Genomic DNA, 23,772 nt, shown 5'->3' with positions numbered 1-23,772 from the left:
TAACCAACGGCTCAGTACTTCGTGAGCTGCTCCCACAGGAACTCGAAGACCAGCGCCCACTTGAACGCCAGCTGCTCGTTGTCCGCCGCGGCGCCGTGGCCGCCTTCGATGTTCTCGTGGTAGCGGACGTCGTGCCCCTGCTCACGCATCCGCGCCACCATCTTGCGGGCGTGGGCGGGGTGCACGCGGTCGTCGCGCGTGGACGTCACGAACAGCGACGGCGGATAGGACACTCCACTGTGGACGTTCTGGTACGGCGAGTACTTCGAGATGAACTCCCACTCCGCCGCCTCGTCCGGGTCGCCGTACTCGGCCATCCACGACGCGCCGGCCAGCAGCAGGTGGTAGCGGCGCATGTCCAGCAGCGGCACCTGGCTGACGATCGCGCCGAACCGCTCCGGGTAACGCGTCAGCATGACGCCCATCAGCAGGCCGCCGTTGCTGCCGCCCTGGATGCCGAGCCGCTCCGGCGTCGTGATGCCGCGCTCGGCGAGGTCCGCGGCGACGGCGGCGAAGTCCTCGTACACCCGGTGCCGCTCGGCTTTGATCGCCTGCGTGTGCCAGCTCGGCCCGTACTCGCCGCCGCCGCGGATGTTCGCGACGACGTACGTGCCGCCGCGCGCGAGCCAGCCGCGGCCGATCATCCCGCTGTAGGACGGCGTCAGCGAGACCTCGAAGCCGCCGTAGCCGGTCAGCAGCGTCGGGCCGCCTTCGGCACCGGAGGGCCGGACGACGAAGTAGGGGATCTTCGTGGCGTCTTCGGACGTCGCGAAGTACTGCGCGACGCTCATCTCCGAAGCGTCGAAGAACGCCGGAGCCTGCTTCAGCACCTCGACTTCTTCGCCGACATGGCCGTAGCTCAGCGTCGACGGCTGGAGGAAACCGCTGGAATTGATCAGGTATTCGTCGCTGACGTCGGGATCGGTGTCGAAGATGTCCGCGCTGCCGAACTCCGGGCCACCCGAAAGCGGCTCCTCCGCCCAGCCGTCCGGGCCCGGCGTGAGCGTGCGCAGCTCGGACCGGACGTCGCGCAGCAGGCCGAGCAGCAGGTGGTTGCGCGTCCAGGCCCAGTAGTCGAGCGAGGTGTGCGCGTCCGGCGTGAAGAGCGTCGTGAAGGTCCGCTCGCCGCCCATGAAGGCGTCGAACAGGATCGCGATCAGGGAGCCTGCCGGGTGCTCGGTGCCGCCGACGGTCCACGCCGTCCGCGGCCGGACCAGCAGCCATTCGCGGTGCAGGGACGCGCTCGCGTCGTCCGGGACGTCGATCTTGACCAGGCCGTCGGGCGTCCGCAGGAACAGCTCCGAGCGGTAGAAGTCGATGGCGCGGCTGACGAAGTCGCGCTCGAAGCCCTCGGTCGGGTCGTGGGACGCGCCGATCGAGACGTCATCGGCCTTGCCCTCGTAGACCGTCGTCGCGGCCTCGATCGGCGTGCCGCGGCGCCACTCCTTGCTCAGCCGCGGGTAGCCGGAGCTGGTCAGCGAGTCCGGGCCGAAGTCGGTGCCGACGTAGACGCGGTCCTCGTCGATCCAGCCGATGCGCGTCTTGGCCTCCGGCAGCGTGAAGCCGCCCTCGACGAACTCGTGCGCGTCGAGGTCGAACTCGCGCACGACCGTGGCGTCGGCGCCGCCGCGCGACAGCTCGACCAGGCCGCGGCGGTAACCAGGCCGCAGCACGGTCGCACCCTGCCAGACCCAGTTCTCGCCCTCGGCCTCGGCCAGCGCGTCGACGTCGAGCAGCAGCTCCCACTCCGGTTCGGCTCGCCGGTAGGACTCCAGCGTCGTCCGCCGCCACAGGCCGCGGGGGTGGCTCGCGTCCTGCCAGAAGTTGTAGAGGAGCTCACCGCGGCGGCGCACGTACGGGATCCGGTCGTCGGCGTCGAGCACCTCGCGCAGCTCGTCGCGCAGCTCGGCGAACCGGGCGGCCTCGGTCAGCTCGGCCAGTGTTTCGCCGTTGCGGGCGCGCACCCAGTCCAGCGCTTCCTCGCCGGTCACGTCTTCCAGCCACAGGTGGGGATCCTCGACACTCATGCCGACAGTCTCGCCCGATCACGGGCCCGCTGGCCACCGGACGGCGTTTTCGATTCGTGATCCCGGCCTCTTCGGCGGTCGATATGCTGGGCGCACCGAGCAGGGGGAGAACGTGAACGAGGCCGAAAGGGCCGGTCCGCCCGGGCCGCCACCGCCGTCACCGGCACCGGCGGCGCGGCCTCCGGAACCGGCGTGGGCGCCGGAACCCAACCCCTGGGCGTCACCCGGCTGGGCGACCGCACCCCCCGTCCCGATCGCGCCGCCGCGCAGCCGGCTGTGGGGCGCCGTCGGCGGGGTCCTGGTGATCGTTCTCGCTTTCTCGCTGGTCGCCGCCACTTTCCCGCACCGCGTCGACGGCCACGCGCTCGTCGCCGAGGGCGTCGACACCGGCCGCGCGTACGGCGGCACGTCCGACGGCAAGCCACCGAAGTCCGTGCCGGAGCTGTCCACCAACCCGCTGCTCGCCGCCGGCATCACGCCCGGGCCGGCGCAATGCGCGCTGCCCGCCCTCGGCCGGGCCGCCGAGCAGCTCAAGGCGTACTACGACGCGCTGGCCGGCTGCCTCGAACAGTCGTGGCGCCCCGCACTGGCGAAGGCCAACGAGCCGACGCTGACCGCGAAGGTGTCGGTGGTGCTGCCCGAGCACAGCGCGTGCGGCGCGGCGCCGTCGGAGAACGAAGCCGTCGCGTACTACTGCGGCGGCGACACCACGATCTACGCCCCGACCGACTGGATGCTGTCGGACGCCGGGCTCAACAAGGCCCGCCACATCGCGACGATCGCCCACGAGTACGGCCACCACGTGCAGCGTGAGAGCGGCATCCTGTCCGCCGCGGCCGACAAGATGACCTCACCGGACGAGGACAGCCCGGCCGACAAGGAGGTCGTCCGCCGGATCGAGCTGCAGGCGAACTGCTTCGGCTCGCTGTTCCTCGCCGCGGTCGCCGGCACGGGCTCGATCAGCCGATCGCTGGCCAACGCCGCCGTCGCCGACTACGGCCGCGCAGACGACAGCGACACCCACGGCTCGCGCGCGCACCAGCTGTCCTGGGCGAAGGCCGGGTACGACGGCAAGACCACGAAGTCGTGCGACACGTGGGGCGCGCCGGTCACCGAGGTCAGCTGACGCGCCAAGCGGGGTCGCGGCCCAGCAGCGCCAGGAACCGGTCCAGGTCGCTCGCGTCCGCCGGCACGTTGACGCTGTGCGCGAACGAGCCGTTCTTCTCGCGGCCTTCGTCGGGGATGCGCTCGGCCATCCGCAACGCGGCCGACACGGCGTCGGCGTCCGGCTCGTAGGGGAGGCCGAGCGCGCGGGCGAGGTCCCAGCCGTGCGCGACGGTGTCGACCAGGTGCATCAGTGTGGCGATCGGGCCGGGGAACGTGCCGAAGGTGTTGACGGCGAGCTCGCGGGTCAGCACGTCGTCGTCGGCGACGGCGTCGAGGTAGTCGTCGACGGACGCCCGGTACGCGGCGTACGGGTCGTCGCCGAGGTCGCCGGCGTCCCAGTCCGGCGCCGAGCCGTCGCGCGCCGCCGTCGCGAAGGCGTGGTTCTCGCCGACCTGGTGGCGGAGCAGGTCGGCCAGCGTCCAGCCCGCGCACGGGGTCGGCCGGGCGAGGTCGGCGGGCGTGGCCGCGGCGACGATCTTGTCGAGGACGAGCAGGGTGCGGCGGTCGAGTTCGCGGAAGTCCATGGGCCCGACGCTAGGAGCGGAAGCGGACCACGGACAGTGCCAAATCCGTCCCAACCTTTGTGGGCCGATCTAGGATCGGCCCGGTGGACGTCCACATCGACCTGACCGGGACCCGCGGCCACCGCGACGCGATCTACCGGCAGCTGCGCGCGGCGATCCTCGACGGCCGGATCCGGCCCGGCGAAGCCCTGCCGCCGACGCGCGAGCTGGCCCAGCGGCTCGCCGTCTCCCGCACGACGGTCAGCGCGGCCTACGACCGGCTCACCGCCGAGGGGTTCCTGGCCGGGCGGGTCGGCGCGGGCACGTTCGTCACGGCGGCCCCGGCGGCGCGCCCCGAGCCGTCCCACGTCTCCGGCGTGCGGCCGCTGCCGGAGTGGGACGCCGTGCCGTCGCCGCCCGCGCCGTTCGCCCCGGCGCCGGAGTTCGACTTCCGCCCGGGCGTCCCGGACCTGACGCGGTTCCCGTTCGACACCTGGCGCCGGCTCGTCACGCAGCGGCTGCGCGCCGGCCAGGCGGACCTGATGACCTACGGCGACCCGCAGGGCCACGCCGGACTGCGCGCCGAGATCGCCCGGCACGCCGGGGTGTCGCGGGACGTGCGGGCGAGCGCCGAGCAGGTCGTCGTCACCGCGGGCGCGCAGCAGACGACGGACCTGGTCGCGCGGGTGCTGCTGCGGCTCGGCGACCTGGCGGCCGTCGAGGACCCCGGGTACCCGCCGCCGCGGCTGGTGCTCGAGTCGCGCGGCGTGCGCGTCGCACCGGTGCCGGTGGACGATTCCGGCATCGTCGTGGCCGCCATCCCGGCCGGGACGCGGCTGGTCTACGTGACGCCGTCGCACCAGTACCCGCTGGGCCTGTCGATGTCACTGGACCGCCGGCTCGAGCTGCTCGACTGGGCCGAGCGCAACGACGCCGTGCTCGTCGAGGACGACTACGACACCGAGTTCCGCTACACCGGACGGCCGCTGGAACCGTTGCACAGCTTGGATTCCCGTGGCCGCGTGGTGTACGTCGGCTCGTTCTCGAAGGTGCTTTCGCCGGCGTTACGCCTCGGGTTCCTCATCGCGCCGCCGGCACTGGTGCCCGCGCTCGTGAAGGCCCGGTACCTGACGGACTGGCACGCGCCCAACGTCGAGCAGGCCGCGCTGGCGGCGTTCATGGCCGAAGGCGGCTTCGCCCGGCACGTCCGCCGGATGCGCAAGGTCTACCGCGACCGGCACGAGCTGCTGTCGAGGCTGCTGGTCCGGGACTTCGCCGACCTCCTCACGCCGCTGCCGTCGACCGCGGGCCTGCACCTGAGCGCGGCCTCCGTCTTCGACACGCGCTCGTGGGTCCGGCGCGCCCGGCACCACGGCGTCCGGCTGTATTCGCTGGGCGACTTCGGTGTGGGCGAGCGGCGGCACGGGCTCGTGTTCGGTTACGGTGCGGTCGCGGCCGAGCGGATCGAGCCGGGACTGGCCCGGCTGCGCTCACTCGCCGATGGAGGAACGGCATGACCGACGACGTGATGGTGGCGATCGACGCCGGTCTGCGGCAGCACATGGGCGGCGACCGCGCGGGCGCGTACGCGACCTTCACGCAGTTGTGGGCGTCGGTCGGCCCGGACGGCGACCCGCTGCACCGCGTCGCGCTCGCCCACCACATGGCCGACGTCTGCGACGACCCGGCCGAGGAGCTCGAGTGGGACCTGCGCGCGCTGGCCGCGGCGGACTCGCTGACCGACTCGCGGGCGCAGGAGTACCACTCGTCGCTGGCCGTGCGCGGGTTCTACCCGTCGCTGCACCTCAACCTGGGTGAGGACTACCGCAAGCTGGGTGACCTGGCGGCCGCCCGCGAGCAGCTGGACCTGGCGCGAACCCGCCTGGACGCCCTCTGCGACGACGACTACGCCGCCGGAATCCGCCTCGCACTGGACGGCTTGGCCGAACGTCTCGGCTGAATCGGTTCGAATACCACGGATACGCCCCGTTTGCCGGACTTTCGCGCAGTGCTGCCGGGCCCTAACCTGTTGTGACCCAGTTCACCGACGGGAAGGATCGCCATGCGGATTGCGGATCTGCTGCGCAAGAAGGGGACGGCCGTGGCCACGGTCACTCCGGAAACCACGGTGACCACGCTGCTGGCCGGACTGGCGGACAAGAACGTCGGTGCGATGGTGGTCGTAGCACCGGACGGGTCGATCGCCGGCATCGTCTCCGAACGCGACGTCGTCCGCCGCCTCAACGACCACGGCCCCACCCTCCTGGACGGCCCGGTAGCCGACATCATGACGACGTTGGTCGCCAGCTGCGGCCCGGACGACTCGGTGGACCAGCTGTCGATCCTGATGACCGAGCGCCGCATCCGCCACGTCCCGGTCCTGGACAACGGCCGCCTGGCCGGAATCATCTCCATCGGCGACGTGGTGAAGAACCGGATGGAAGAGCTGGAGAAGAGCCAGGAGCAGCTGGAGGCCTACATCTCCCAGGGCTGACGGTGGTCCGTGGCCGACAATGGGCTCGTCGGCCACGGACGCTGGTCATGGCAGTTGTGCGTTGCCGATCTGCTCGCGAATGCTGAGGCGAGGATCCGCGGCAAGGATTTCCCTGATCTGTCCGTGTTCCGGCAGGTCGGTAAGGGCAGCGGCCAAGTTGGCCCGTACGACCCGTGCGGGATCACGAGCGAGTGACAACCCAGGCTCCGACTCGGCCGGCGCTTGAGCCCACAGCACAGCGGCCAACGCCCGGACGTTTTCGTCCGCATGGGTAGCCAAGAGATCGGGCGGCAAGTCGTCCGCAGACGACCCTACGACCAGCAGCGTCCGCACGATTTTTCTGACTTCGATCTCATCCGGCCGAGCGAGCAGCCGGATCGCTTGCCGCCGGACCACTATTCGTTCTTCTTCCGCGGTGGCCAGACACGCGCACGCGTGCACGGCTGCGTCGGCGATGATGTTCGGACCCATGTCGACCCGCATGGAACTCAGGGGGTGCCGCATCCCCGCCATCAAGAGATCGTGCCCGCTCACCGGCTGGTCGTCACCCATGAGCGGAAGCACCGCGTCGAACGCGCGCTTGCGTTCTTCGGGCGACAAGTCCGATGCGATGCCGGCGAGTTCCTCCAGCGTGTCCCGCCGATTGGCGGTTCCTTCGTCGGCGTCGAGCGCCCGGCGTACCAACGCCGACATGAGTTCGGCCCTGAGTTCGTTGCTGAGCAGATCCGAAGTAGCCACCAACCACGTGTTATAGCCCCAAATCGACAGGACACCTGGCTGCGGACGCTCACGATCGATCGTCGCCCGCGCCGCCGCAGCCACCTGCTCGCGGATCTTCTCGGAGGCCGCGCCGATCCTGGCCAGGATGGATTGGGCCCAGCGGTTTCCCGCCTCGCCTGGAGCTCGCAGGACGGCCTCGACTCGAACCCGATGCTGCTCTAGTACCGGCAGCCCGAAACACAGTGCCTTTCCACCGAAATCTTCGTTGAAGACGGCGCCTCCGAGCAACTGCTGCACAGCCAAGTCGGCCAGCTCCGGATGCCGTTCGGCGATACCGATCAACAGCCGGGCGTGATCGGAGTCGGTCTGCCGACCCGTCTTATCGTCGCGAGGCAGCCAGGGTTCTGTCGCGGTCAAGACGCGCCGCGCTTGAGACTCCGTCAGCCGCGGGCAAAGCGCCACGAGCACCTTCGTCCCGCGCACGTCCAGGCGACTGAAGAATGTACGGCGTGGCCCTCCTCCTTCGACCAGGTCGAGCGCGACCGCGAGCCAACCAGCCGCGTCTTCATCACCGAGAAGGTCGCCCGCCATCGTGGCGATCTCGAGCGCGGCCGCGAGCTGCCCGGCGGTCTTTCCCACTACGTCGGCAGGCCAGTTCAACGTCGCGTCTGCTAGGTCTGCGGCAGCCCGGGAAGCTGACCCTCCGGCCTCTGCGCGGACCAGTTCCCGCAGCGCGGCGAGAGGTTCGTCGTTCTTCTGAAGCACCGAGCCGAGAGTTAAGGATGTCTCGTTTTCGCCGACGAGGTCGGCTCGGACCGTGGCCTTCCAACGCCATTGCGTAAGAAGCCTGACCGCTCGCCGGCCGCCCGTCCCCTCCTGGACGCTTCGCAGTGCTCGTTCTTCGAGAGTAGGGCTGCCGGGCAGACGGCGTGACCAGGTGCCGTTCCGCAAGTGCCGCGCAAAGGAGTGTTCCGCGTCGGTCGTCAGAAGCGTGCCACCGCGCACACGCAGCTCTCGTACTGCATAGAGCCAGTCGGCCGCTTCGTCGTTCATCTTCTCGGTGAGCGCTCGGGTGATCGCGTTCTGGTAGGCGCGGATTGCTCCGGCGAAGTCGTCGGTGAACGACAGAGAGCGCGCTTGCCGGGCGAGGATCCACGCTCGATGCTCCGGGCCGAACTGGTCTGCCCGGTTGTACAGTTCGGCCCATTCTCCGGTCACGTCGGCGACGCACATGCCCAGCCGTGCCACCAAGCCTTCCTCACGTGATCCTCGAAGAGGAAGCAGAAGGGCCAAGGCAGCCAGCCGTTCGAGACGCTGCTCGACCACCTCGGTCTCGTCTTCTGCGATCGCGTGTTCCGCCAGGAAAACAGCCGCGTCGAGCAAGTGCGGATCTCCGTGCTGCAACGTGTCGAAAGGAGCTGCGAAGTGGTCACCGACGCCTGCGAGCCCGGTGAGCACGCCTTCCGCGGCGCGGACAGCGGCAAGGGCTCGACCGTACTTGCAGCCGTCAGTGTGTTTCGTCTTTGCTTCCTCGAAGATCGAGAAGCTCTCGGTCGTGTCCCCGGCTTCGTTCATCGACTTCCACATGAGGTCGATGCGAACTGCTGCGCTCGCGTCGAGGAGACCGGCCTGAAACAGGGCCTGGGCCTGCTTCGACCGCACGTCATGGGCATGGACGCCGAAGCCAGCGGCGGTCAGGGCGTCGGCCACTTTGCCGTACTCGGCGGCAGCCCAGGCGGGATCCGCCTTGACCTTCGCGTCAGCGGCGGCGCTGTCCTGGTCGATCCCGAGATGTCTTAGCGGGCCTTGATTCACAGCGTTGGACAGAACATCGCGGTCCGTGTCAGGCAGCGGACTCGCCTCCGAAGCGAGCCGGTGGTTCGAGTACCTGCTCCGGAACTCGGACACCGAACGGCTGATCACCGAGGCACAGGACTGCGCGAACGCGGACGTCGTCCCCGCTGCTTCGAACGCCGCGCGCACTTCATCCTGTCGGAGAGGGGATAGCCGCACCGGGTCCGAGCCCGGTAGACGACCATGTCCGGTCGGTAGCAGAACACGGTGACCTCGAGCGAGCGCCGCGTCGATGTCGGGGTCCTCCTGGCGTGGAACCAGGATGCAAGGTATGTCAATGGCGACGCATCGGGCCCAGGCCTCCGCGTTGTGCACGAGGATCGTCCGCAGACCGTCCGGTTTGCCGTCGGCGAAGACAGCGGCAATGAAAGCCAAGGCAAGGTCTTCCGACTCGCCTTGGATCACCGAGGCGACGGCGGGGCCGATCGCCAGTTTTCGGACAGTGTCGGCCTCAACGGTTCTTCCAGCCAGCAGAACGCCGGCCGGAAGAACCGGGTCGGTGTGCCGGGACCACACCTCCCAGTACGCAGTGAGGTCCTCGGTGCCCGGAAGAACAATGGTGCCTAGTTCGGGAACAGTGCCGATCAGCTCCTTCACGACGCGATCGAGATCCTGGGGTGAGCTACGCCGGAATACCGGGCGGTACTGGTGGTCTAGTAGTCCGCGGATATCGGCGGGGAGGCAGCTGCGCCGAGGCACGGAGGCGTCGACGAGGAGTGGGACGACACGTTTTCCCGCGTTGAGCGCGAGCCGGATTTCCCGGCGAACCCAGTCGCCTGGCTGACGTAGCTTCCGGCGATTGGCCCGGCTGAGCCAGCGTTCCCCGATGACCACGATCAAGACCGCGCACTGGGCGATCGCGTCTTCGATTTCCTGGGCGAACGGGCTTCCGGCTGCAGCTTCCTGAGAAACGTGGAAGACCTCGGACCGCCCGAACCTGTCCTTCAGTTGCTCTGCCAGCGCAGCCGCGAACGCCGCTTCGTCGCCGACTCGATAGTTCACGAAGACGGATCCTCGGAACACGCTCATCCAGTTTCCTTCCAGAAGTCAATCGATCGGCTCATGGTCCAGGAAACGGCCATGCATCCGCTACTTTACGAGCGAGTAGGCAACGGGAAACGCCTGCCGCAGTCCGGTCACTCGCGGCAGCCTGGCCAGAGTATGTCCACCGGCCTCGGAGGAGTTCGCTATGAGGTTGAAATCCTCATCTCAGGCTCTACGTGAAATCCAGCGTCGATGTCTTGTGGCCATTTCCACGTCGGACGTACGCGTCGAGGGCTGGTCGCTCGCCGAGGAGTTGCCGGACCGGCCCCTGTCGATGTCCGAACTCGTCGAACTGGCTCGGTTGACAACGACACCCCCGGAGGCGAAGGCGGCAATCTGGGCCGACGTCGTCCGGTTGGCTCAGTCGAAGCCCCAGCTCTGGTTGCCGGTTGCCGTGGCCATGGTGGCTCCGGAGCTTTCTTTCATGGCTCGGCAGTTCGTCGACGAGACCGGAGCAGATTCCGAAGACGTACTTGGTGACCTCTTCCTCGGCTTCCTAGAGGCGCTGCGCGGCGTCGATCCCGACATGCCTCGGCTGCTCGCCCACCTCAAGCGCGTGACGCGGGCCAGGGCGACCCATTCTCCGATCGGACGTGGTTCCGGCTATGGAGCCGTGCCCGCAGTCAGAGCGGTGCCTCTATCGTCACCGGCCGGACACGTCGATCTTGTGCTTGCCGACGCCGTGGCTCACCACTTCCTGACTCGCGCCGAAGCGGAACTCATCGCCCGGACACACTTCGAAGGTCTCGCGCTGCCGGTCGTGGCCAGAGAGCTCGGTTTCGAGCCAGGGAAAGCGGTAGTGGCGCGACGCTATGCAGAGCGCAAGCTGATCGAGTACATCCAGCGTACTGGGAACTGGTCGGTTCACCGATTCCCGCGCTAGCAGCGCAAGACGCGATCACTCCCGCCAGCCCGACAGTTCCACGCCCTTCGCCACGTCCACCCGGTACGACAGCGTCACCACCTGCGTCGCCCCCGGCTCCACCGTCAGCTTCCACGTGAACTCGCCCAGCTCCGACCTCTCCACCGGCTCCGGCGACGTCTTGATGTCCCGGACCGTGATCGTGTCGTCCCGCGACACCGGGGCCTGGTCCAGCACCGTCACCTCCGCCGGGCGCGGACCGTGGTTGGCCACCGAAATCCGGTACTCCGCCTCGCGGCGCTTCTGGCCCGACAGCGTCGCCTTCGACGCCGTGCGGCGCGACAGCTCGCGCTCCACCCGGATCCGGTCGTCGACGCCCAAGGCCAGCTCCAGCTCTTCGCCCGGCGCCCAGGGCTCCAGCTGGGTCGTCCCGACGAACTCCGCGTCGTGGAACACCGATGCCCGGCCCGGGCGCAGCGCGTGCTCCGACGTGTTGACGACGACCGCCCGCAGGTACGCCTCCTGCGCCAGCACCGGCGCCGTGACGTAGCCGAGCGACGCCGTGAGGTCCAGCTGGGCCAGCGTCGTGCGGTGACCCTGCGCGCCCGAGGGCACCTCGACCGGGCGTGACGGGCGGTAGGTGACGGCCGTCGTGCCCTGCTCGACCGCCGCGAACTTCGGCGCCATCGCCGGTGCCGGGGCCGACGCCGCGAAGCGGGCCATCCGCGCGCCCTCCGGGACGCCGCCGCCCGAGCCGCCGTACGCCGCCGCGGGGGTCGGGGGCGGGGGGACGCGGCGGTCGAGGTACCACGGCTGCAGTTCCGGCACGACCACCGAGACCGCCGGCCGCGCGGTCGACAGCGCCAGCTCGCACTCCGGCCAGTCCTCGCCCGTGTACTGGCTGACCAAGCCGTACGACGTCAAGTTGACCTCGGCGCCGCGGACGCGGATGTCGTAGCCCGGTTCCCAGCTCGCGCCGGGGACCACATAGGACAGTTCCAGGTCCGCCGAGCCCGCCGCGTCCGAGATCTCCAGCTCCACGACCACCGACGTACTGTCCTGTTCGGACTGGACGCTGTGCTCGCCGATCCGGCGGTCGAGCGCGGCGAGGTCGTCGCGCAGCTTCGTGATCCGGTCGGACAGCTGCCGCCGTGACTTCAACGCCGCGGCGAGCCGCTCGCTCAGCGCGTCGGTCACTTCGCCGACGCGGGACGGCTCGGCCGTGCCGGCGGCCAACGCCTTCGCGAAGCTTCCGCCGCTGCGCTTCGCGAGCGACGTCAGCAGATCCACCTTCATCGCTTCGGCCGCTTCGTCGTCGATGACGCCGTCGAGCGTGGCCTGGTCCGCGCGCCGCTGCTCGGTCAGGGCCCGCAGCGCGGCGTCGGCCGGCGAAGCGTGCCGCTCGGCGCGGACGTCGACGCCGGTGATCAGCGCCGGCCCGGTGCCGGTGACGCGGACCGAGCCCGGGTCGAGTGACAGCGGCAGCCCGGCGAACGTCAGGCGCGAGCCGCCGTCGAGGGGCGCCTTGCCCCGGCGGGTGATCCTGGCCTGCTGCGGGTAGACGGTCACGGCGGCGATCGGTGCTTCGACGGTCGGCATGCCTCCGACGTTAGTCTCTTGACGCCGGATCGGGCCGGACGGAAGTGTGGTGAACCGTCCGCTTCGCCCGGCTTGGGGGGTTAAGTGAAAGCCGCAATCCTGGTCGCCGCCGTGCTCGCGCTGCCGTTGACCGCGGTCGCCGCCGAGGCCGCCGCACCGCCCGCCCCGGTGTTCACCGGCGGCCAGGCGCAGCCGGTGTTCGACCCGGCCGACGTGATCCGCGAGGACGTCTGGGTCACCGCGCCGGTCGACAGCGACCACGACGGCGCCGACGACCTCGTGCACGCCCAGGTGGTGCGCCCGCGCGCGACGCTGCAGGGTTTGAAAGTCCCGGTCGTCTACCAGGCCAGCCCGTACTACGCGGGCGGCAACGACGTCGCGAACCACGACGTCGACGTCGAGCTGTCCGCGCCCGGGTACGCCCGCGAAGCCGAAGGCCCGCGCGTCGCCGCGCACGGCGTCGGCCCGGCCGCCCCGATCACCTGGCGCTACCAGGACTACTTCACCGCGCGCGGCTTCGCCGTGGTGTACGGCGAATCGCTCGGCAGCGGCCTCTCGACCGGCTGCCCGACGACCGGCGACGTCAACGAGACCATCGGCGCCCGCTCGGTCGTCGACTGGCTCAACGGCCGCACGCCCGCCAAGGACGCCGCCGGCGTCGCGGCGAAGGCCGACTGGAGCACCGGCAAGACCGGCATGATGGGCGTGTCCTACAACGGGACGCTGCCCAACGCCGTCGCGAGCACCGGCGTCGCAGGCCTCGAGACGATCGTGCCGATCGCCGCGATCTCCAGCTGGTACCAGTACTACCGCAACGACGGCGCGGTCGTCGCCGCCGGCGGTTACCAGGGTGAGGACGCCGACGTGCTCGCCGAGTACGTCTACACCCGCGCCGACCGGCAGGTCTGCCGTTCCGTCATCGACGGGCTGACCCGCGACCAGGACCGGGTGACCGGCGACTACACGCCGTTCTGGGACGTCCGCAACTACCGCAACGACGTCGCCAAGGTGCACGCGTCGGTGCTCGCGGTGCACGGCCTCAACGACTGGAACGTCAAGACCGACCAGGTCGCCGAGTGGTACGAAGCGCTGAAGGCGCACGGCGTCGAGCACAAGATATGGCTGCACCAGTCCGGCCACGCCGACCCGTACTCGCTGCGCCGCGACGTCTGGCTCGCGACGCTCAACAAGTGGATGTCGCACTACCTCTACGGCGTCGACAACGGCATCCAGAACGAGCCGAAGGCGACCATCCAGCGCGAAGACCTGTCGTGGGCCGACGAAGCCGACTGGCCGGCGCCCGGGACGTCCGACGTGCGTGTCTACCCGTGGCCCGGCGGCCGGTCGAAGGGCACCATCGACACCCGCACCCCGGTGCCGGGCAAGGCGACCGTCGAGACCCTAGCCGACGACGCGAGCAAGACGATCGAGCACCTGGCGGCCGCGACGTCGTCCGGAAACCGCCTGCTGTACGCGACTTCCGCGGCGAAGCAGCCGGTGCGCCTCTCCGGCACGGCGCGGGCCGACCTCGCGCTGTCGTTCGACCGGCCCGCCGCGAACGTCTCGGCGATCCTGCTGGACCGCGCCCCCGACGGCACGTCCCACGTGATCAGCCGCGGCTGGACCGATCCGCAGAACCGCACCGACCCGGCCGTCACCGAGCCGATCACGCCGGGGCAGGGCTACCGCGTCGGCGTCGAGCTGATGCCGAAGGACTACATCCTGGCCACCGGGCACCGGCTGGAGTTCCTGCTGGCCTCCAGCGACCACGACTACACACTGCGGCCCAAGCCGGGCGCGGGCCTGGCGCTGGACCTGACGAAGACGACGGTGACACTCCCGGTCACGGGCGGCAAGCCGGCACTGCGAGCCGCGTTCGGCTGAAGCCGGGGGATCAGTCGGCGATGCCCGCGCGGTAGGCGAACGCCACGGCCTGGGCGCGGTCGCGCAACCCCGCCTTGGTGAACAGGTGGTTCACGTGGGTCTTCACGGTCGCTTCGCTCACCACGAGCGTCCGCGCGATCTCCGTGTTCGACAGGCCCGCCGCGATCAGCCGCAGCACCTCGATCTCGCGGGCGGTCAGCCCTTCGATCTCCTTCACCCGCGCGGGTGCACTGCGCGTGGCCGCCTCGACCAGCCGGCGCTGCAGCTCGCCGTCCACTGTGGACTGGCCGTCGGCGGCCGAGCGCAGGGCGCGGGCGATCGCCTCGGCGTCGGCGTCCTTGGTGAGGAACCCGCGGGCCCCGGCGCGCAACGCGGCCAGCAGCGACTCGTCGTCGGCGTAGGTGGTGAGCACGACGACCTCGGTGCCCGGGTGCTCGGCGCGGACGCGCTCGGTGGTCTCGACGCCATCGCAGCGCGGCATCCGCAGGTCCACCAGCAGCACGTCCGGTTTGTGCTCGGCGACCAGGTCCAGCGCGGCGAGCCCGTCGGCAGCCGCGCCGACCACCTCGACGCCCGGCAGCAGCCCGAGCAGCGTCACCAGGCCTTCCCGCACCACCGCCTGGTCGTCGGCGAGCACGACGCGCAAGCTCACGCCGGCACCGTCAGGTGAATCCGCCATCCGTCCTCCCCCGGCCCGCTCTCGAACCGCCCGTCGAGCAGCGCGACCCGTTCACTCATCCCGCGCAAACCGTAACCTGCCGCCGGCGCGTCCGGCGGCCGCCTGCCCTGCCGGTCGGCCACGGTCAGCGCCACCTCGGCGCCGGAGTAGTCCAAGCGCACGTCGACGTCCGCCTTCGCCGCGTGCTTGCGCGTGTTGGCCAGGGCCTCCTGGACCGCGCGGACCAGCGCGGTGCCCACCGCCGGGTCCAGTTCGCGCGGTTCGCCGTCGATGCGCAGGTCCGCGCGAGCCCCGCTGTCGAGCCGGTACGCGGTCAGCAGGTCCGCGATGGTCCGTTCGACCGGGACGGCGTCCTCGCGCAGCGCGGCGACCGCCTTCCGGGCCTCGGCGAGGCCTTCGGACGCCAGTTTCTGGGCGCGTTCGATCTGCGCGACGGCGTCCGGGCTCGCGTTGTCGCGCACCAGCATCAGGCGGGCGCCCTGCAGGTTCAGCGAGAGCCCGGCCAGCGAGTGCGCCAGGACGTCGTGCAGCTCACGGGCGATGCGGGCGCGTTCGGCGAGCGCGGCGGCGCGCGCGTGCTCCTCGGTCGCTGTCTGCGCACGGGCCAGGGCCAGTTCGGTCTGCTCGATCTTGGCGAGCCGGGTCCGCCGGTTCAGCCCGAGCAGGATGATCACGGCCACGATCGTGTAGGTCGGCAGGGCGCCGCGCCAGGCGTCGTGCACCGCGGCCCAGACCGTGATCGCACCGAGGTCGAACAGGAGGGACACCACGATCGGGACGACCGGCTGCCGGAGCACGATGAAGAACGTGGTGCTGAACATCGTGATCGAGGCGAAGCTGTTCGGCACGGTCACCCAGAGCGCGCCGGACGTGGCGACCACGGTGACCATCAGCGCCGCGGGCAGGAACGGGCGGCCGTCGGTGTAGAGCCAGAGCAGGGGGATCGACAGGGCCAGGGTGATCCCGATGAGGATCCACGAGAGCAGGTCCGCCTGCGGCATCGCGGCGAACATCGGCACCACGATGAACCCCCAGCGCAGCCAGTCCTGGACCTGGGGGATCCGGTGGAACCGGGCCCATCGGGTGGTCATCGTCGCTGTCCTCCGCGGGGTGCTTGTACGGAAAATGTACCGACGCGGGCTTCGCTGTGCGGTGTCAAGCTCCCCCCTGTCAGGAGGTTCACCCATGTCCAGGTTGCGACGGCTCGCCGTGCTCGCCGCCGCCGCGGCGCTGCCCGCGCTCGGCCTCACCCTCGCCGGCCAGGCGACAGCGTCGGCCGCGCCCAACTTCCAGGTGCCGTTCAAGTGCGGCACCACCGTGACCGCGGCGACGTTCAGCGGGCACAGCCCGGAGTACTCGGTCGACTTCCAGAAGTCGGGCATCACCGGGATGCCGGTGCTGGCGGCCGCGTCGGGCACCGTGACCCGGGTGGCGAACGAGGGCGACACCAGCTACGGCAAGTGGATCGAGCTCGACCACGGCGGCGGCTGGCGGACGCGCTACGCGCACCTGTCCGCCCAGGAGGTCTCGGTCGGGCAGTCGGTCGCCGGCGGCAAGGAGATCGGCAAGGCGGGCGCGACCGGCGGAGTCACCGGGCCGCACCTGCACTTCGAAGAGCGGCTCGACAGCGTCGTGCAGAAGGCCAAGCTGAACGGCGTCGCGGTGCCCTACTACGGGCACACGAACTTCACCAGCAAGAACAACTGCGGCGGCAACCCGTACTCCGCCGAAGAGGTCTGCGGCTCCGGCTTCTCCGTCGTCGACCAGCAGGCCCTCGCCGGCTCGTCCGGCACGACGTACCTGCTGTACAACTCCTCGACCAAGGCGAACTGCGTGACGACGCTGAAGGCGACGTCGCTCGGCACGGCCAGCCCGGTCTCGGCGTTCCTGGAGGTCCAGGGGGCGGCGCGGACCACCGACTCCGGCAGCTTCACCTACTACGCCGGGCCGGTGAAGAAGACCGCCGCGGCCACCTGCGTGAAGTGGGGCGGTTCGGTGGGCAGCAACACCTACACCAGCCCGTTCGAACACTGCGGCTGAGCGGCCCCGGTCGGTGGGGCCGGGCACTCTAGCCCGCCCCACCGACAGGAACCGCCACCCCGACCGGCCCGGACCCCCGGTTGTCCACATCGGTCCCGCCCATCCACAGATTCGCCGCCACCGCCCCACCCGGCCCCGTCCTGCCCCACGGTGGAGGCATGACCACCTCCACTCCGACCGGCCGGCCGCCGGTCAGCCTCAGAGATCCCGCGCAGCTGCTGGCCGCGCTCCCGTACCTGCTCGGCTTCCGGCCCGGCGCCTCCGTCGTCCTGCTCGGCCACCGCCCACCGGACGGCCACGAGGTCGGCCTGGTGATGCGTGCCGACCTCCCGCCCGGTGCCGAGCGCGCCCGCCAGGCCCAGGCGCTCGCACCGCTGTTCGCCGGCGCCCGGCACATCGGCGTGACACTGGCGATCATCGGCGGTGAGCGAAGACCCGGCGCCCCGCCGCCGCACGCGGGCTTCGTCGACGAGCTGGCGGACGCCTTCGCCGAGCACGGCCTCCCGGTGGTGCACGCGCTGTGGGCCGCCGACATCGTGGCGGGCGCCCCGTGGTCCTGCTACCCCGGCGAGGACTGCGTCGGCGAGCTCCCGGACCCACGTTCGACGGTGGCGGCCGCGGCCGCCACCGAGAGCGGCACGGTGGTGTTCGACAGCCGCGAAGAAATGCTGGCGCTGCTCGCCCCGCGATCGCCGGAGGCGGTGGCGCGCCGGTCCGAACAACTGTCCCGGCTGTCCGAACTGCCGTGGCCCGAAGCGACCCGCGTCGCCGACGCGGCCGCGGAAGTCCGCGCGGCGTTCGACCGCCAGCGTCGCGACGAAGGCCCACCCACGGACGCCGAAGCGATCCGGCTGGCCTGCGCCCTGACGCTCGCCGACATCCGCGACGTCTGCCTGACGATGGCGGTCCCACCCCGCGCCCCGGCGGCCCGCGAGGCCGAGCGCCTCTGGCTCACGCTGGTCCAGGAACTCCCGGCCCCCGAACGAGCCGAGGCGGCGGCCCTGCTGGGCTACACGGCCTACATGCGCGGCGACGGAACCCTCGCGGGCATGGCCCTGGACAACGCCCTGGAGGCGGCCCCGGACCACGTGCTGGCCAACCTGCTGCGGAGGGTCCTGGACCACGGAACGCCCCCGGACGTCCTCCTGGGCCTGGCCATGGCCACGGACCCGGAAGACGCCACCGGCTTCGGCCTGGAACCACCGTCCTGACGCGACTCACCTTGAGCCAAAGCGGATCCCGGCCGGTCACCGCGTCATCGACTCAGGCCTTGGCGCGTCGCGACTGGGTGAACGTCCACGCGTCGCGGACGATGCCCGTCAGGTCGGTGCGCTCCGGCTTCCAGCCGAGGTCCTCGCGGGCGCGGTCGCTGGCCGCGACGAGCACCGACGGGTCGCCCGCGCGGCGCGGCGCCACCGCGGCCGGCACCGGGTGGCCGGTGACCTCGCGGCAGGCCTCGATCACCTCGAGCACGGAGAAACCGGTGCCGTTGCCCAGGTTGTAGATGCGGTGCTCACCCGCCGTCGCGTGCTTCAGCGCCAGCAGGTGGGCGTCCGCGAGGTCCACGACGTGGATGTAGTCGCGGACGGCGGTGTGGTCCGGCGTCGGGTAGTCGTCGCCGAAGATCTGGATGCGCTCACGGTCGCCCGTGACGACCTGCAGAACGAGAGGGATGAGATGGGTTTCCGTGGCGTGGCGCTCGCCGAGGGCGCCGTACGCGCCGGCGACGTTGAAGTACCGCAGGCTCACCGCGGCCAGGCCGTGCGCGCCGGCGAAGGTGGTGATCGCGTGGTCGATGGCCAGCTTGGTGGCGCCGTAGGTGTTGGTCGGGCGGGTCGGCGCGGACTCCGCGATCGGCGACGACTCCGGCTCGCCGTAGGTCGCCGCGGTCGAGGAGAACACCAGGCGCGGCGTGCCGTGCTCGTGCATGGCCTCGAGCAGCCGCAACGACGTGACGACGTTGCCTTCCCAGTACTTCGTCGGATCGGTCATCGACTCGCCCACCAGCGACTTCGCCGCGAAGTGCAGCACGCCGTCGAAGCCCTCGCCAAGCAGGCTGCCCGCCACCTCGGCGGCGTCGCCCTCGATGAACCGCGCGTCCGGGTGGACGGCGTCGGCGTGCCCGGTGGACAGGTCGTCGACGACGGTGACCTGGTGCCCGGCCTCGACGAGCCGGGCGGCGCAGACACTGCCGACGTACCCCGCTCCGCCCGTCACGACCAGTTTCAGGGCGTTGCTCTGCTCCGACACGTCCAAGCCTTCCTGCCGAGGGTGACTGTGCGCCACAGTCTTCCCCCACACCGACGTGCGGGCCCGGGCGGGGGTTGTCCCCGCCTGGGCTCAGACCTCGTCGCGCCCGGCGCCGCGAGACGGGACCGCGGTGAACATCCGCGGCCGCCGGTAGCCGGCCTTCTCGAACGCCGCGTCCACGCCCGCCTTGACCCCGGCCAGGTCGGCGTCGCGGACCAGCGCGATCGCCGAGCCGCCGAAGCCGCCGCCGGTCATCCGCGAGCCGAGCGCGCCGGCCGCGCGGGCCGAGTCGACCGCGAGGTCCAGCTCGGCCGTGGAGATCCGGTAGTCGTCGCGCATGCTGACGTGCGAGGCGTCCAGGTACGGGCCGATCTCGGCGATCTTGCCCTCGCGCAGCAGCGCGACGACGTCGAGCACCCGCTGGTTCTCGGTGACCACGTGCCGCACCAGCGGCGCCAGGTCCGCCGGGAGCCGGTCGAGCGCGTCGGCGAGGCCTTCGGCGGTGACGTCGCGCAGGGCCTTCACCCCGAGCAGCTCGGCCGCCCGTTCGGTGCCCCGCCGCCGCTCGCCGTACCCGCCTTCGGCGTGGGAGTGCTTGGTGCGGGTGTCCATGATCAGCACCTGCAGCCCGGACTCGGCCAGCCCGAACGGCACCTGCTCCTGCTCGCCGGACCGCACGTCGAGGAACAGCACGTGGGACTCGGTGCAGCACAGCGACGCCGTCTGGTCGAGCAGGCCGGTCGGCGCGCCGACGAAGTCGTTCTCCGAGCGCTGCACCCACCGGGCCACCTCGGGCCGGGCCGGGACGCGCTCGTCGGTTCCGTCGAGCTCCAGGCCGGCCAGGCCCAGCAACGCCAGCGACACCGCGCACTCGAGCGCGTGGGAGGAGGACAGCCCGGCCCCCGACGGCACGTCGCCGGCGATGACCAGGTTCGCCCCGGCCGTGAAGCCCTGGTCGCGCAGCACCCAGGCGACCCCCGCCGGGTACGCGGCCCACCCGTCGACCCTGCCGGGCTCCAGAGCGGCGATCTTGAGCTCGCCGGAACGCTGGAGCTGCCCGTCGTCACCGAGCGTGGCCACGGACAGGACGCCGTCCTCCCGGGGCGACGCCGCCGCGGCCAGGCGGTGCGGCAACGCGAAGGGCAGCACGAAGCCGTCGTTGTAGTCGGTGTGCTCGCCGATCAGGTTCACCCGGCCGGGCGCCGACCACACGCCGGCCGGCGTGGAGCCGTGCACCGTGTGGAACGCCGCCGCGGCCTCCGAGGCCGGGCTCACCTGGCCTGCGCCAGGACGGCGTGCAACGCGGACGTGGAGACCTGCGCGGTGTTGTCGCCGCCGGTGACCTCGATGGTGCTGCCGTTGGCCTTGCCGATGACGACCGTGCCGCCCGGCACGATCCCGACGGACTTGAGCTCGGTCATCAGCGACTCGTCCAGCTGGACGTGCTCGGCGATGCGCCGGATCTCGACCCGGCCGCCGCCGGTGCGGGCGAACTCGTCGAGCCGGACGAGGTCGGCCTCCGCGGGCGGCGCGGGATCGCCGTCGCCCAGCTTGTCCAGACCGGGGATCGGGTTGCCGTAGGGGGAGGTGGTCGGGTGGTCGAGGAGCTTGACGAGCTTGCGCTCGACGGCCTCGCTCATCACGTGTTCCCAGCGGCAGGCCTCGTTGTGCACGTGCTCCCACTCGAGCCCGATGACGTCGACGAGGAGGCGTTCGGCCAGGCGGTGCTTGCGCATGACGGCGATGGCCAGTTCCCGGCCGTGGTCGGTGAGCTGGAGGTGCCGGTCGTCCGCGACCACGACCAGTCCGTCGCGCTCCATCCGGGCGACGGTCTGGCTGACGGTCGGGCCGCTTTGCTGCAGTCGCTCCGCGATCCGGGCGCGCAGCGGGACGACACCCTCTTCTTCGAGCTCGTAGATCGTACGCAAGTACATCTCGGTGGTGTCGATGAGATCGTTCACGCTGTCCCCTTCGTCCGCGTTGCTCATCGTAGTCGTTGGCCCCGACAGCGGCGGCGGGCCTGGGGATAACAACTCACCGGCGGTGGAAATGTCCGGCCCGGGCGGATCCGGGCCGCGGACCGCTGCAAGATGGGGGTATGCGCTCGCTGATCAGCACCACCGACCTCGCCGCCGCACTGGCCGGTCCGGCCGGCGACCGGCCCGTCGTCCTCGACGTCCGCTGGCGGCTCGCCGGCCCGCCGGGGGCCGAGTCCTACCAGGACGGTCACCTGCCCGGCGCGGTCTTCACCGACCTCGACCGCGTGCTCGCGAGCGAGCCGGGCGAGGGCGGCCGGCACCCGCTGCCCGACCCCGCCGACCTGCAGCGCGACCTCCGCGCGGCCGGCGTGCGGGCGGACGGCCCGGTGGTGGTCTACGACGACGCCGACGGTTCGGTGGCGGCGCGGGCCTGGTGGCTGCTGCGCTGGGCGGGCCACGACGAGGTCGCGGTGCTCGACGGCGGTTACGCGGCGTGGACCGCGGCCGGGCACCCCGTCAGCACGGAGCCGGCGCACCCGGAACCGGGTGATGTCGAGGTCCGGCCGGGCGGCATGCCGGTTCTGGACGCCGACGAGGCGGCCGAGCTGGCCCGCGACGGCCTGCTGCTCGACGCCCGGGCCGCCGCGCGCTACAGCGGCGAGACGGAGCCGGTCGACCCGCGCGCGGGCCACATCCCGGGCGCGGTGAACGCCCCGTTCGGCGACCACACGACCGCCGACGGCCGCTGGCGCACGCCGGAGGAGCTGGCCGACCGCTTCGCCGGCCTGGGTCTGCGCCCCGGCGAACCGGTCGCCGCGTACTGCGGCTCGGGGGTGACGGCGAGTTCGGTCGTGCTGGCCCTGGAGATCGCCGGCCACCCGGGCGCGGGCCTGTACGCGGGTTCGTGGTCCCACTGGTCCCGCAACCCGAACCGCCCCGCGGCAACAGGCGACCTCCCGGGCTGACCCCGATCCCCGCGACCCACCTCTAAAGCCGTGAAGGCCTCCTTACCGGCCATAAGAGCCGGTAAGGAGGCCTTCACGGCTTTACCTGCACACGTCGGCAGCGGCCCGGCCGAGCTTTCGCGGCTGCGTCCTTCCGCGTGTTCGCGACCCGAAGCGGCCGGCCGCTCGAAGTGGGCTTTCGCGGCTGTGCCCTGCGAGTGTCCGCGACCTGCGGTGGCCGGCGGGCGGAGCCGGAAACTTCCGCGTGTCTGGAATCTGTGGCAGCCGCGGGTCGAGCGGGTTTTGCGACCGCGACCGGCTCGTGTCCTCGATCTACGGCTCGGCCGGGCCGTAGATCGACCGGGGTTCGTGCGGCGGGGGTTCGTGAGGTCGGGGCCGGCGGCGGGAACCGGCCGCGCCAGGCGTGGCGGCGAGCCCGCGACCTGCACCGGCCCAACCCCGCCGGGGGCCGCGACGCCGCGGACCAGCGGGGGAGAGAACCAGCTCGGCTCTTCAGGGCCGCAGACCGCCCCGATCGGCACTACAGTCGGGCGTATGGCGCCGGCTGTCGTGTGGGACTCCTCCCTGCTGGGTTATGACCTTGGTGGGGATCACCCGTTCAACCCCGTCCGGCTGGAGCTGACCGTCCGGCTGGCCACCGAACTGGGCGTGCTCGACGGGGTCGAGCTGCTCGTCCCGTCCGCCGCCGGGGACGAGGAGCTCCTGCGGGTGCACGCGCCCGAGTACCTGGCCGCTGTGCGGGAGGCGCCGCTCGTCGGGTGGGATGTCGGGCATGGGCTCGGGACGTCCGACAACCCCGTGTTCAGCGACATGCACGACGCGTCGGCGCTGGTGGTCGGCTCGACGCTGCTGGCCGCGCGCAAGATCGCCGAGGGTGAGGCGACCCGGGCGGTCAACATCGCGGGTGGGCTGCACCACGCGATGCGGGACCAGGCGGCCGGGTTCTGCGTCTACAACGACTGCGCGGTCGCCATCTCGTGGCTGCTCGACCACGGCTTCGAGCGGATCGCCTACATCGACACCGACGTCCACCACGGCGACGGTGTCCAGGCCGCGTTCTACGACGACCCCCGCGTCCTGACGATCTCGATGCACCAGCACCCGTTCACGCTCTGGCCCGGCACCGGCTACTCGGCCGAGACCGGCCGCGGCAAGGCCGACGGCACCTCGGTCAACGTGCCGCTGCCGCCGCGCACCCGGGATCCCGGGTGGCTGCGGGCGTTCAACGCCGTCGTCCCTTCCCTGCTGGCCGACTTCGAGCCGCAACTGCTGTTCACCCAGTGCGGCGTCGACTCCCACGAAGAGGACCCGCTCGCGGATCTCTCGCTGAGCGTCGACGGGCACCGCACGATCTACACCACCCTGCGCGACCTCGCCGACACCTACGCGGGCGGCAAGTGGATCGCCGTCGGTGGGGGCGGCTACCAGCTGATCCGCGTGGTCCCGCGGTCGTGGACGCACCTGATCGCCACCGTGCTCGACCGGGACGTCGACCCGGCGACGCCGCTGCCGCCCGGGTGGGTTTCCACCGTCACCAAGGCCGCGCCCAACGCCGAGCTGCCGCTGGCCATGACCGACGATCGCGACACGGGGTTCAAGCCGTGGGGCGACGGCGAGGACGACCCGGTCGACGTCGCCGTCCGGGACACGCGCCGCGCCGTCTTCCCCTTGCACGGCTTGGATCCCGACGACCCCAGGGACTGAG

19 protein-coding genes are annotated in these 23,772 nt (G+C 71.3%); 10 read left to right on the top strand and 9 right to left on the bottom strand.

Annotation, left to right across the window (positions count from 1 at the left end; translation table 11 throughout):
* Positions 1-11: 11 nt before the first annotated feature.
* On the bottom strand, positions 12-2,027 hold the full coding sequence (locus tag OG570_RS46725) for a prolyl oligopeptidase family serine peptidase (RefSeq protein ID WP_326954951.1): 2,016 nt from the start codon (positions 2,025-2,027) through the stop codon (positions 12-14).
* 112 nt (positions 2,028-2,139) lie between these two features.
* On the opposite strand from OG570_RS46725, the gene OG570_RS46720 reads away from it, so the two are divergent.
* The gene (locus OG570_RS46720) at positions 2,140-3,153 is read left to right on the top strand and encodes a neutral zinc metallopeptidase (RefSeq protein ID WP_326954950.1); all 1,014 of its coding nucleotides are present in this window, start codon (positions 2,140-2,142) and stop codon (positions 3,151-3,153) included.
* Here OG570_RS46720 and OG570_RS46715 read toward each other — a convergent pair.
* On the bottom strand, positions 3,146-3,718 hold the full coding sequence (locus OG570_RS46715; RefSeq protein ID WP_326954949.1) for a TIGR03086 family metal-binding protein: 573 nt from the start codon (positions 3,716-3,718) through the stop codon (positions 3,146-3,148). The two genes, OG570_RS46720 and OG570_RS46715, sit on opposite strands and share 8 nt — an antisense overlap.
* 83 nt (positions 3,719-3,801) lie before the next feature.
* On the opposite strand from OG570_RS46715, the gene pdxR reads away from it, so the two are divergent.
* The 3 genes from pdxR (at position 3,802) to OG570_RS46700 (ending at position 6,191) form a co-directional block, all read left to right on the top strand.
* Positions 3,802-5,214, top strand: coding sequence for a MocR-like pyridoxine biosynthesis transcription factor PdxR (pdxR, locus tag OG570_RS46710; protein WP_326954948.1), 1,413 nt, complete (start codon positions 3,802-3,804; stop codon positions 5,212-5,214).
* Positions 5,211-5,657 (top strand): hypothetical protein, encoded by a 447-nt coding sequence (locus tag OG570_RS46705; protein ID WP_326954947.1) that lies wholly within the window; start codon positions 5,211-5,213, stop codon positions 5,655-5,657. The genes pdxR and OG570_RS46705 overlap by 4 nt, the downstream gene beginning before the upstream one ends.
* Before the next feature lie 102 nt (positions 5,658-5,759).
* Complete coding sequence (locus tag OG570_RS46700) at positions 5,760-6,191, top strand: CBS domain-containing protein (RefSeq protein ID WP_247063162.1); 432 nt, start codon at positions 5,760-5,762, stop codon at positions 6,189-6,191.
* A 45-nt stretch (positions 6,192-6,236) separates the two neighbouring features.
* Here OG570_RS46700 and OG570_RS46695 read toward each other — a convergent pair whose 3' ends face one another.
* Complete coding sequence (locus tag OG570_RS46695; protein ID WP_326954946.1) at positions 6,237-9,794, bottom strand: toll/interleukin-1 receptor domain-containing protein; 3,558 nt, start codon at positions 9,792-9,794, stop codon at positions 6,237-6,239.
* A 214-nt stretch (positions 9,795-10,008) separates the two neighbouring features.
* On the opposite strand from OG570_RS46695, the gene OG570_RS46690 reads away from it, so the two are divergent.
* Positions 10,009-10,692 carry a hypothetical protein gene (locus OG570_RS46690; protein ID WP_326954945.1) on the top strand — a complete coding sequence of 228 codons (684 nt, stop codon included), beginning with the start codon at positions 10,009-10,011 and terminating at the stop codon, positions 10,690-10,692.
* 15 nt (positions 10,693-10,707) lie between these two features.
* On the opposite strand, the gene OG570_RS46685 is transcribed toward OG570_RS46690, so the two are convergent.
* A complete protein-coding gene (locus OG570_RS46685; protein WP_326954944.1) occupies positions 10,708-12,270 on the bottom strand; it encodes a DUF4139 domain-containing protein in 1,563 nt (520 codons plus the stop codon).
* Positions 12,271-12,354: 84 nt separating this feature from the next.
* On the opposite strand from OG570_RS46685, the gene OG570_RS46680 reads away from it, so the two are divergent.
* Positions 12,355-14,154: a Xaa-Pro dipeptidyl-peptidase gene (locus OG570_RS46680; RefSeq protein ID WP_326954943.1), complete on the top strand. Its 1,800-nt coding sequence runs from the start codon at positions 12,355-12,357 to the stop codon at positions 14,152-14,154.
* A gap of 10 nt (positions 14,155-14,164) precedes the next feature.
* Here the strand turns inward: OG570_RS46680 and OG570_RS46675 are convergent, their stop codons facing one another.
* Both OG570_RS46675 and OG570_RS46670 read right to left on the bottom strand, forming a co-directional pair.
* Entirely contained in the window at positions 14,165-14,806 is a 642-nt protein-coding gene (locus OG570_RS46675; protein ID WP_326954942.1) for a response regulator transcription factor, read from the bottom strand.
* Positions 14,803-15,924, bottom strand: a complete 1,122-nt coding sequence (locus OG570_RS46670; protein WP_326947520.1) for a sensor histidine kinase — start codon at positions 15,922-15,924, stop codon at positions 14,803-14,805. The genes OG570_RS46675 and OG570_RS46670 overlap by 4 nt, the downstream gene beginning before the upstream one ends.
* 94 nt (positions 15,925-16,018) lie before the next feature.
* On the opposite strand from OG570_RS46670, the gene OG570_RS46665 reads away from it, so the two are divergent.
* Both OG570_RS46665 and OG570_RS46660 read left to right on the top strand, forming a co-directional pair.
* Positions 16,019-16,873 carry a M23 family metallopeptidase gene (locus OG570_RS46665; protein WP_326954941.1) on the top strand — a complete coding sequence of 285 codons (855 nt, stop codon included), beginning with the start codon at positions 16,019-16,021 and terminating at the stop codon, positions 16,871-16,873.
* Positions 16,874-17,031: 158 nt separating this feature from the next.
* Complete coding sequence (locus tag OG570_RS46660) at positions 17,032-18,084, top strand: DUF4192 domain-containing protein (RefSeq protein ID WP_326954940.1); 1,053 nt, start codon at positions 17,032-17,034, stop codon at positions 18,082-18,084.
* A gap of 52 nt (positions 18,085-18,136) precedes the next feature.
* Here the strand turns inward: OG570_RS46660 and galE are convergent, their stop codons facing one another.
* The 3 genes from galE to OG570_RS46645 form a co-directional block, all read right to left on the bottom strand.
* Positions 18,137-19,123, bottom strand: coding sequence for a UDP-glucose 4-epimerase GalE (gene galE, locus OG570_RS46655; protein ID WP_326954939.1), 987 nt, complete (start codon positions 19,121-19,123; stop codon positions 18,137-18,139).
* 90 nt (positions 19,124-19,213) lie between these two features.
* Positions 19,214-20,398 carry a galactokinase gene (gene galK / locus OG570_RS46650; protein WP_326954938.1) on the bottom strand — a complete coding sequence of 395 codons (1,185 nt, stop codon included), beginning with the start codon at positions 20,396-20,398 and terminating at the stop codon, positions 19,214-19,216.
* Positions 20,395-21,111: a metal-dependent transcriptional regulator gene (locus OG570_RS46645; protein ID WP_305879379.1), complete on the bottom strand. Its 717-nt coding sequence runs from the start codon at positions 21,109-21,111 to the stop codon at positions 20,395-20,397. The genes galK and OG570_RS46645 overlap by 4 nt, the downstream gene beginning before the upstream one ends.
* A 110-nt stretch (positions 21,112-21,221) precedes the next feature.
* On the opposite strand from OG570_RS46645, the gene OG570_RS46640 reads away from it, so the two are divergent.
* Together OG570_RS46640 and OG570_RS46635 are read left to right on the top strand one after the other, a co-directional pair.
* Positions 21,222-22,067: a sulfurtransferase gene (locus OG570_RS46640; protein ID WP_326954937.1), complete on the top strand. Its 846-nt coding sequence runs from the start codon at positions 21,222-21,224 to the stop codon at positions 22,065-22,067.
* A gap of 534 nt (positions 22,068-22,601) precedes the next feature.
* A complete protein-coding gene (locus tag OG570_RS46635) occupies positions 22,602-23,771 on the top strand; it encodes an acetoin utilization protein AcuC (RefSeq protein ID WP_326954936.1) in 1,170 nt (389 codons plus the stop codon).
* The last annotated feature ends 1 nt before the right edge of the window (position 23,772 follow it).

Source organism: Amycolatopsis sp. NBC_01286, assembly GCF_035982555.1.
Classification (GTDB): Bacteria; Actinomycetota; Actinomycetes; order Mycobacteriales; family Pseudonocardiaceae; genus Amycolatopsis.
This window is presented reverse-complemented; position numbering and strand designations above follow the sequence as displayed.

What these genes read in the sequence shown, in the direction of transcription:
- OG570_RS46725 (WP_326954951.1), bottom strand. Translation starts at nt 2,027, where the DNA reads ATGAGTGTCGAGGATCCCCACCTGTGGCTGGAAGACGTGACCGGCGAG.
- OG570_RS46715 (WP_326954949.1), bottom strand. Translation starts at nt 3,718, where the DNA reads ATGGACTTCCGCGAACTCGACCGCCGCACCCTGCTCGTCCTCGACAAG.
- OG570_RS46705 (WP_326954947.1), top strand. Translation starts at nt 5,211, where the DNA reads ATGACCGACGACGTGATGGTGGCGATCGACGCCGGTCTGCGGCAGCAC.
- OG570_RS46700 (WP_247063162.1), top strand. Translation starts at nt 5,760, where the DNA reads ATGCGGATTGCGGATCTGCTGCGCAAGAAGGGGACGGCCGTGGCCACG.
- OG570_RS46695 (WP_326954946.1), bottom strand. Translation starts at nt 9,794, where the DNA reads ATGAGCGTGTTCCGAGGATCCGTCTTCGTGAACTATCGAGTCGGCGAC.
- OG570_RS46685 (WP_326954944.1), bottom strand. Translation starts at nt 12,270, where the DNA reads ATGCCGACCGTCGAAGCACCGATCGCCGCCGTGACCGTCTACCCGCAG.
- OG570_RS46670 (WP_326947520.1), bottom strand. Translation starts at nt 15,924, where the DNA reads ATGACCACCCGATGGGCCCGGTTCCACCGGATCCCCCAGGTCCAGGAC.
- OG570_RS46665 (WP_326954941.1), top strand. Translation starts at nt 16,019, where the DNA reads ATGTCCAGGTTGCGACGGCTCGCCGTGCTCGCCGCCGCCGCGGCGCTG.
- OG570_RS46660 (WP_326954940.1), top strand. Translation starts at nt 17,032, where the DNA reads ATGACCACCTCCACTCCGACCGGCCGGCCGCCGGTCAGCCTCAGAGAT.
- OG570_RS46645 (WP_305879379.1), bottom strand. Translation starts at nt 21,111, where the DNA reads ATGAGCAACGCGGACGAAGGGGACAGCGTGAACGATCTCATCGACACC.
- OG570_RS46640 (WP_326954937.1), top strand. Translation starts at nt 21,222, where the DNA reads ATGCGCTCGCTGATCAGCACCACCGACCTCGCCGCCGCACTGGCCGGT.
- OG570_RS46635 (WP_326954936.1), top strand. Translation starts at nt 22,602, where the DNA reads ATGGCGCCGGCTGTCGTGTGGGACTCCTCCCTGCTGGGTTATGACCTT.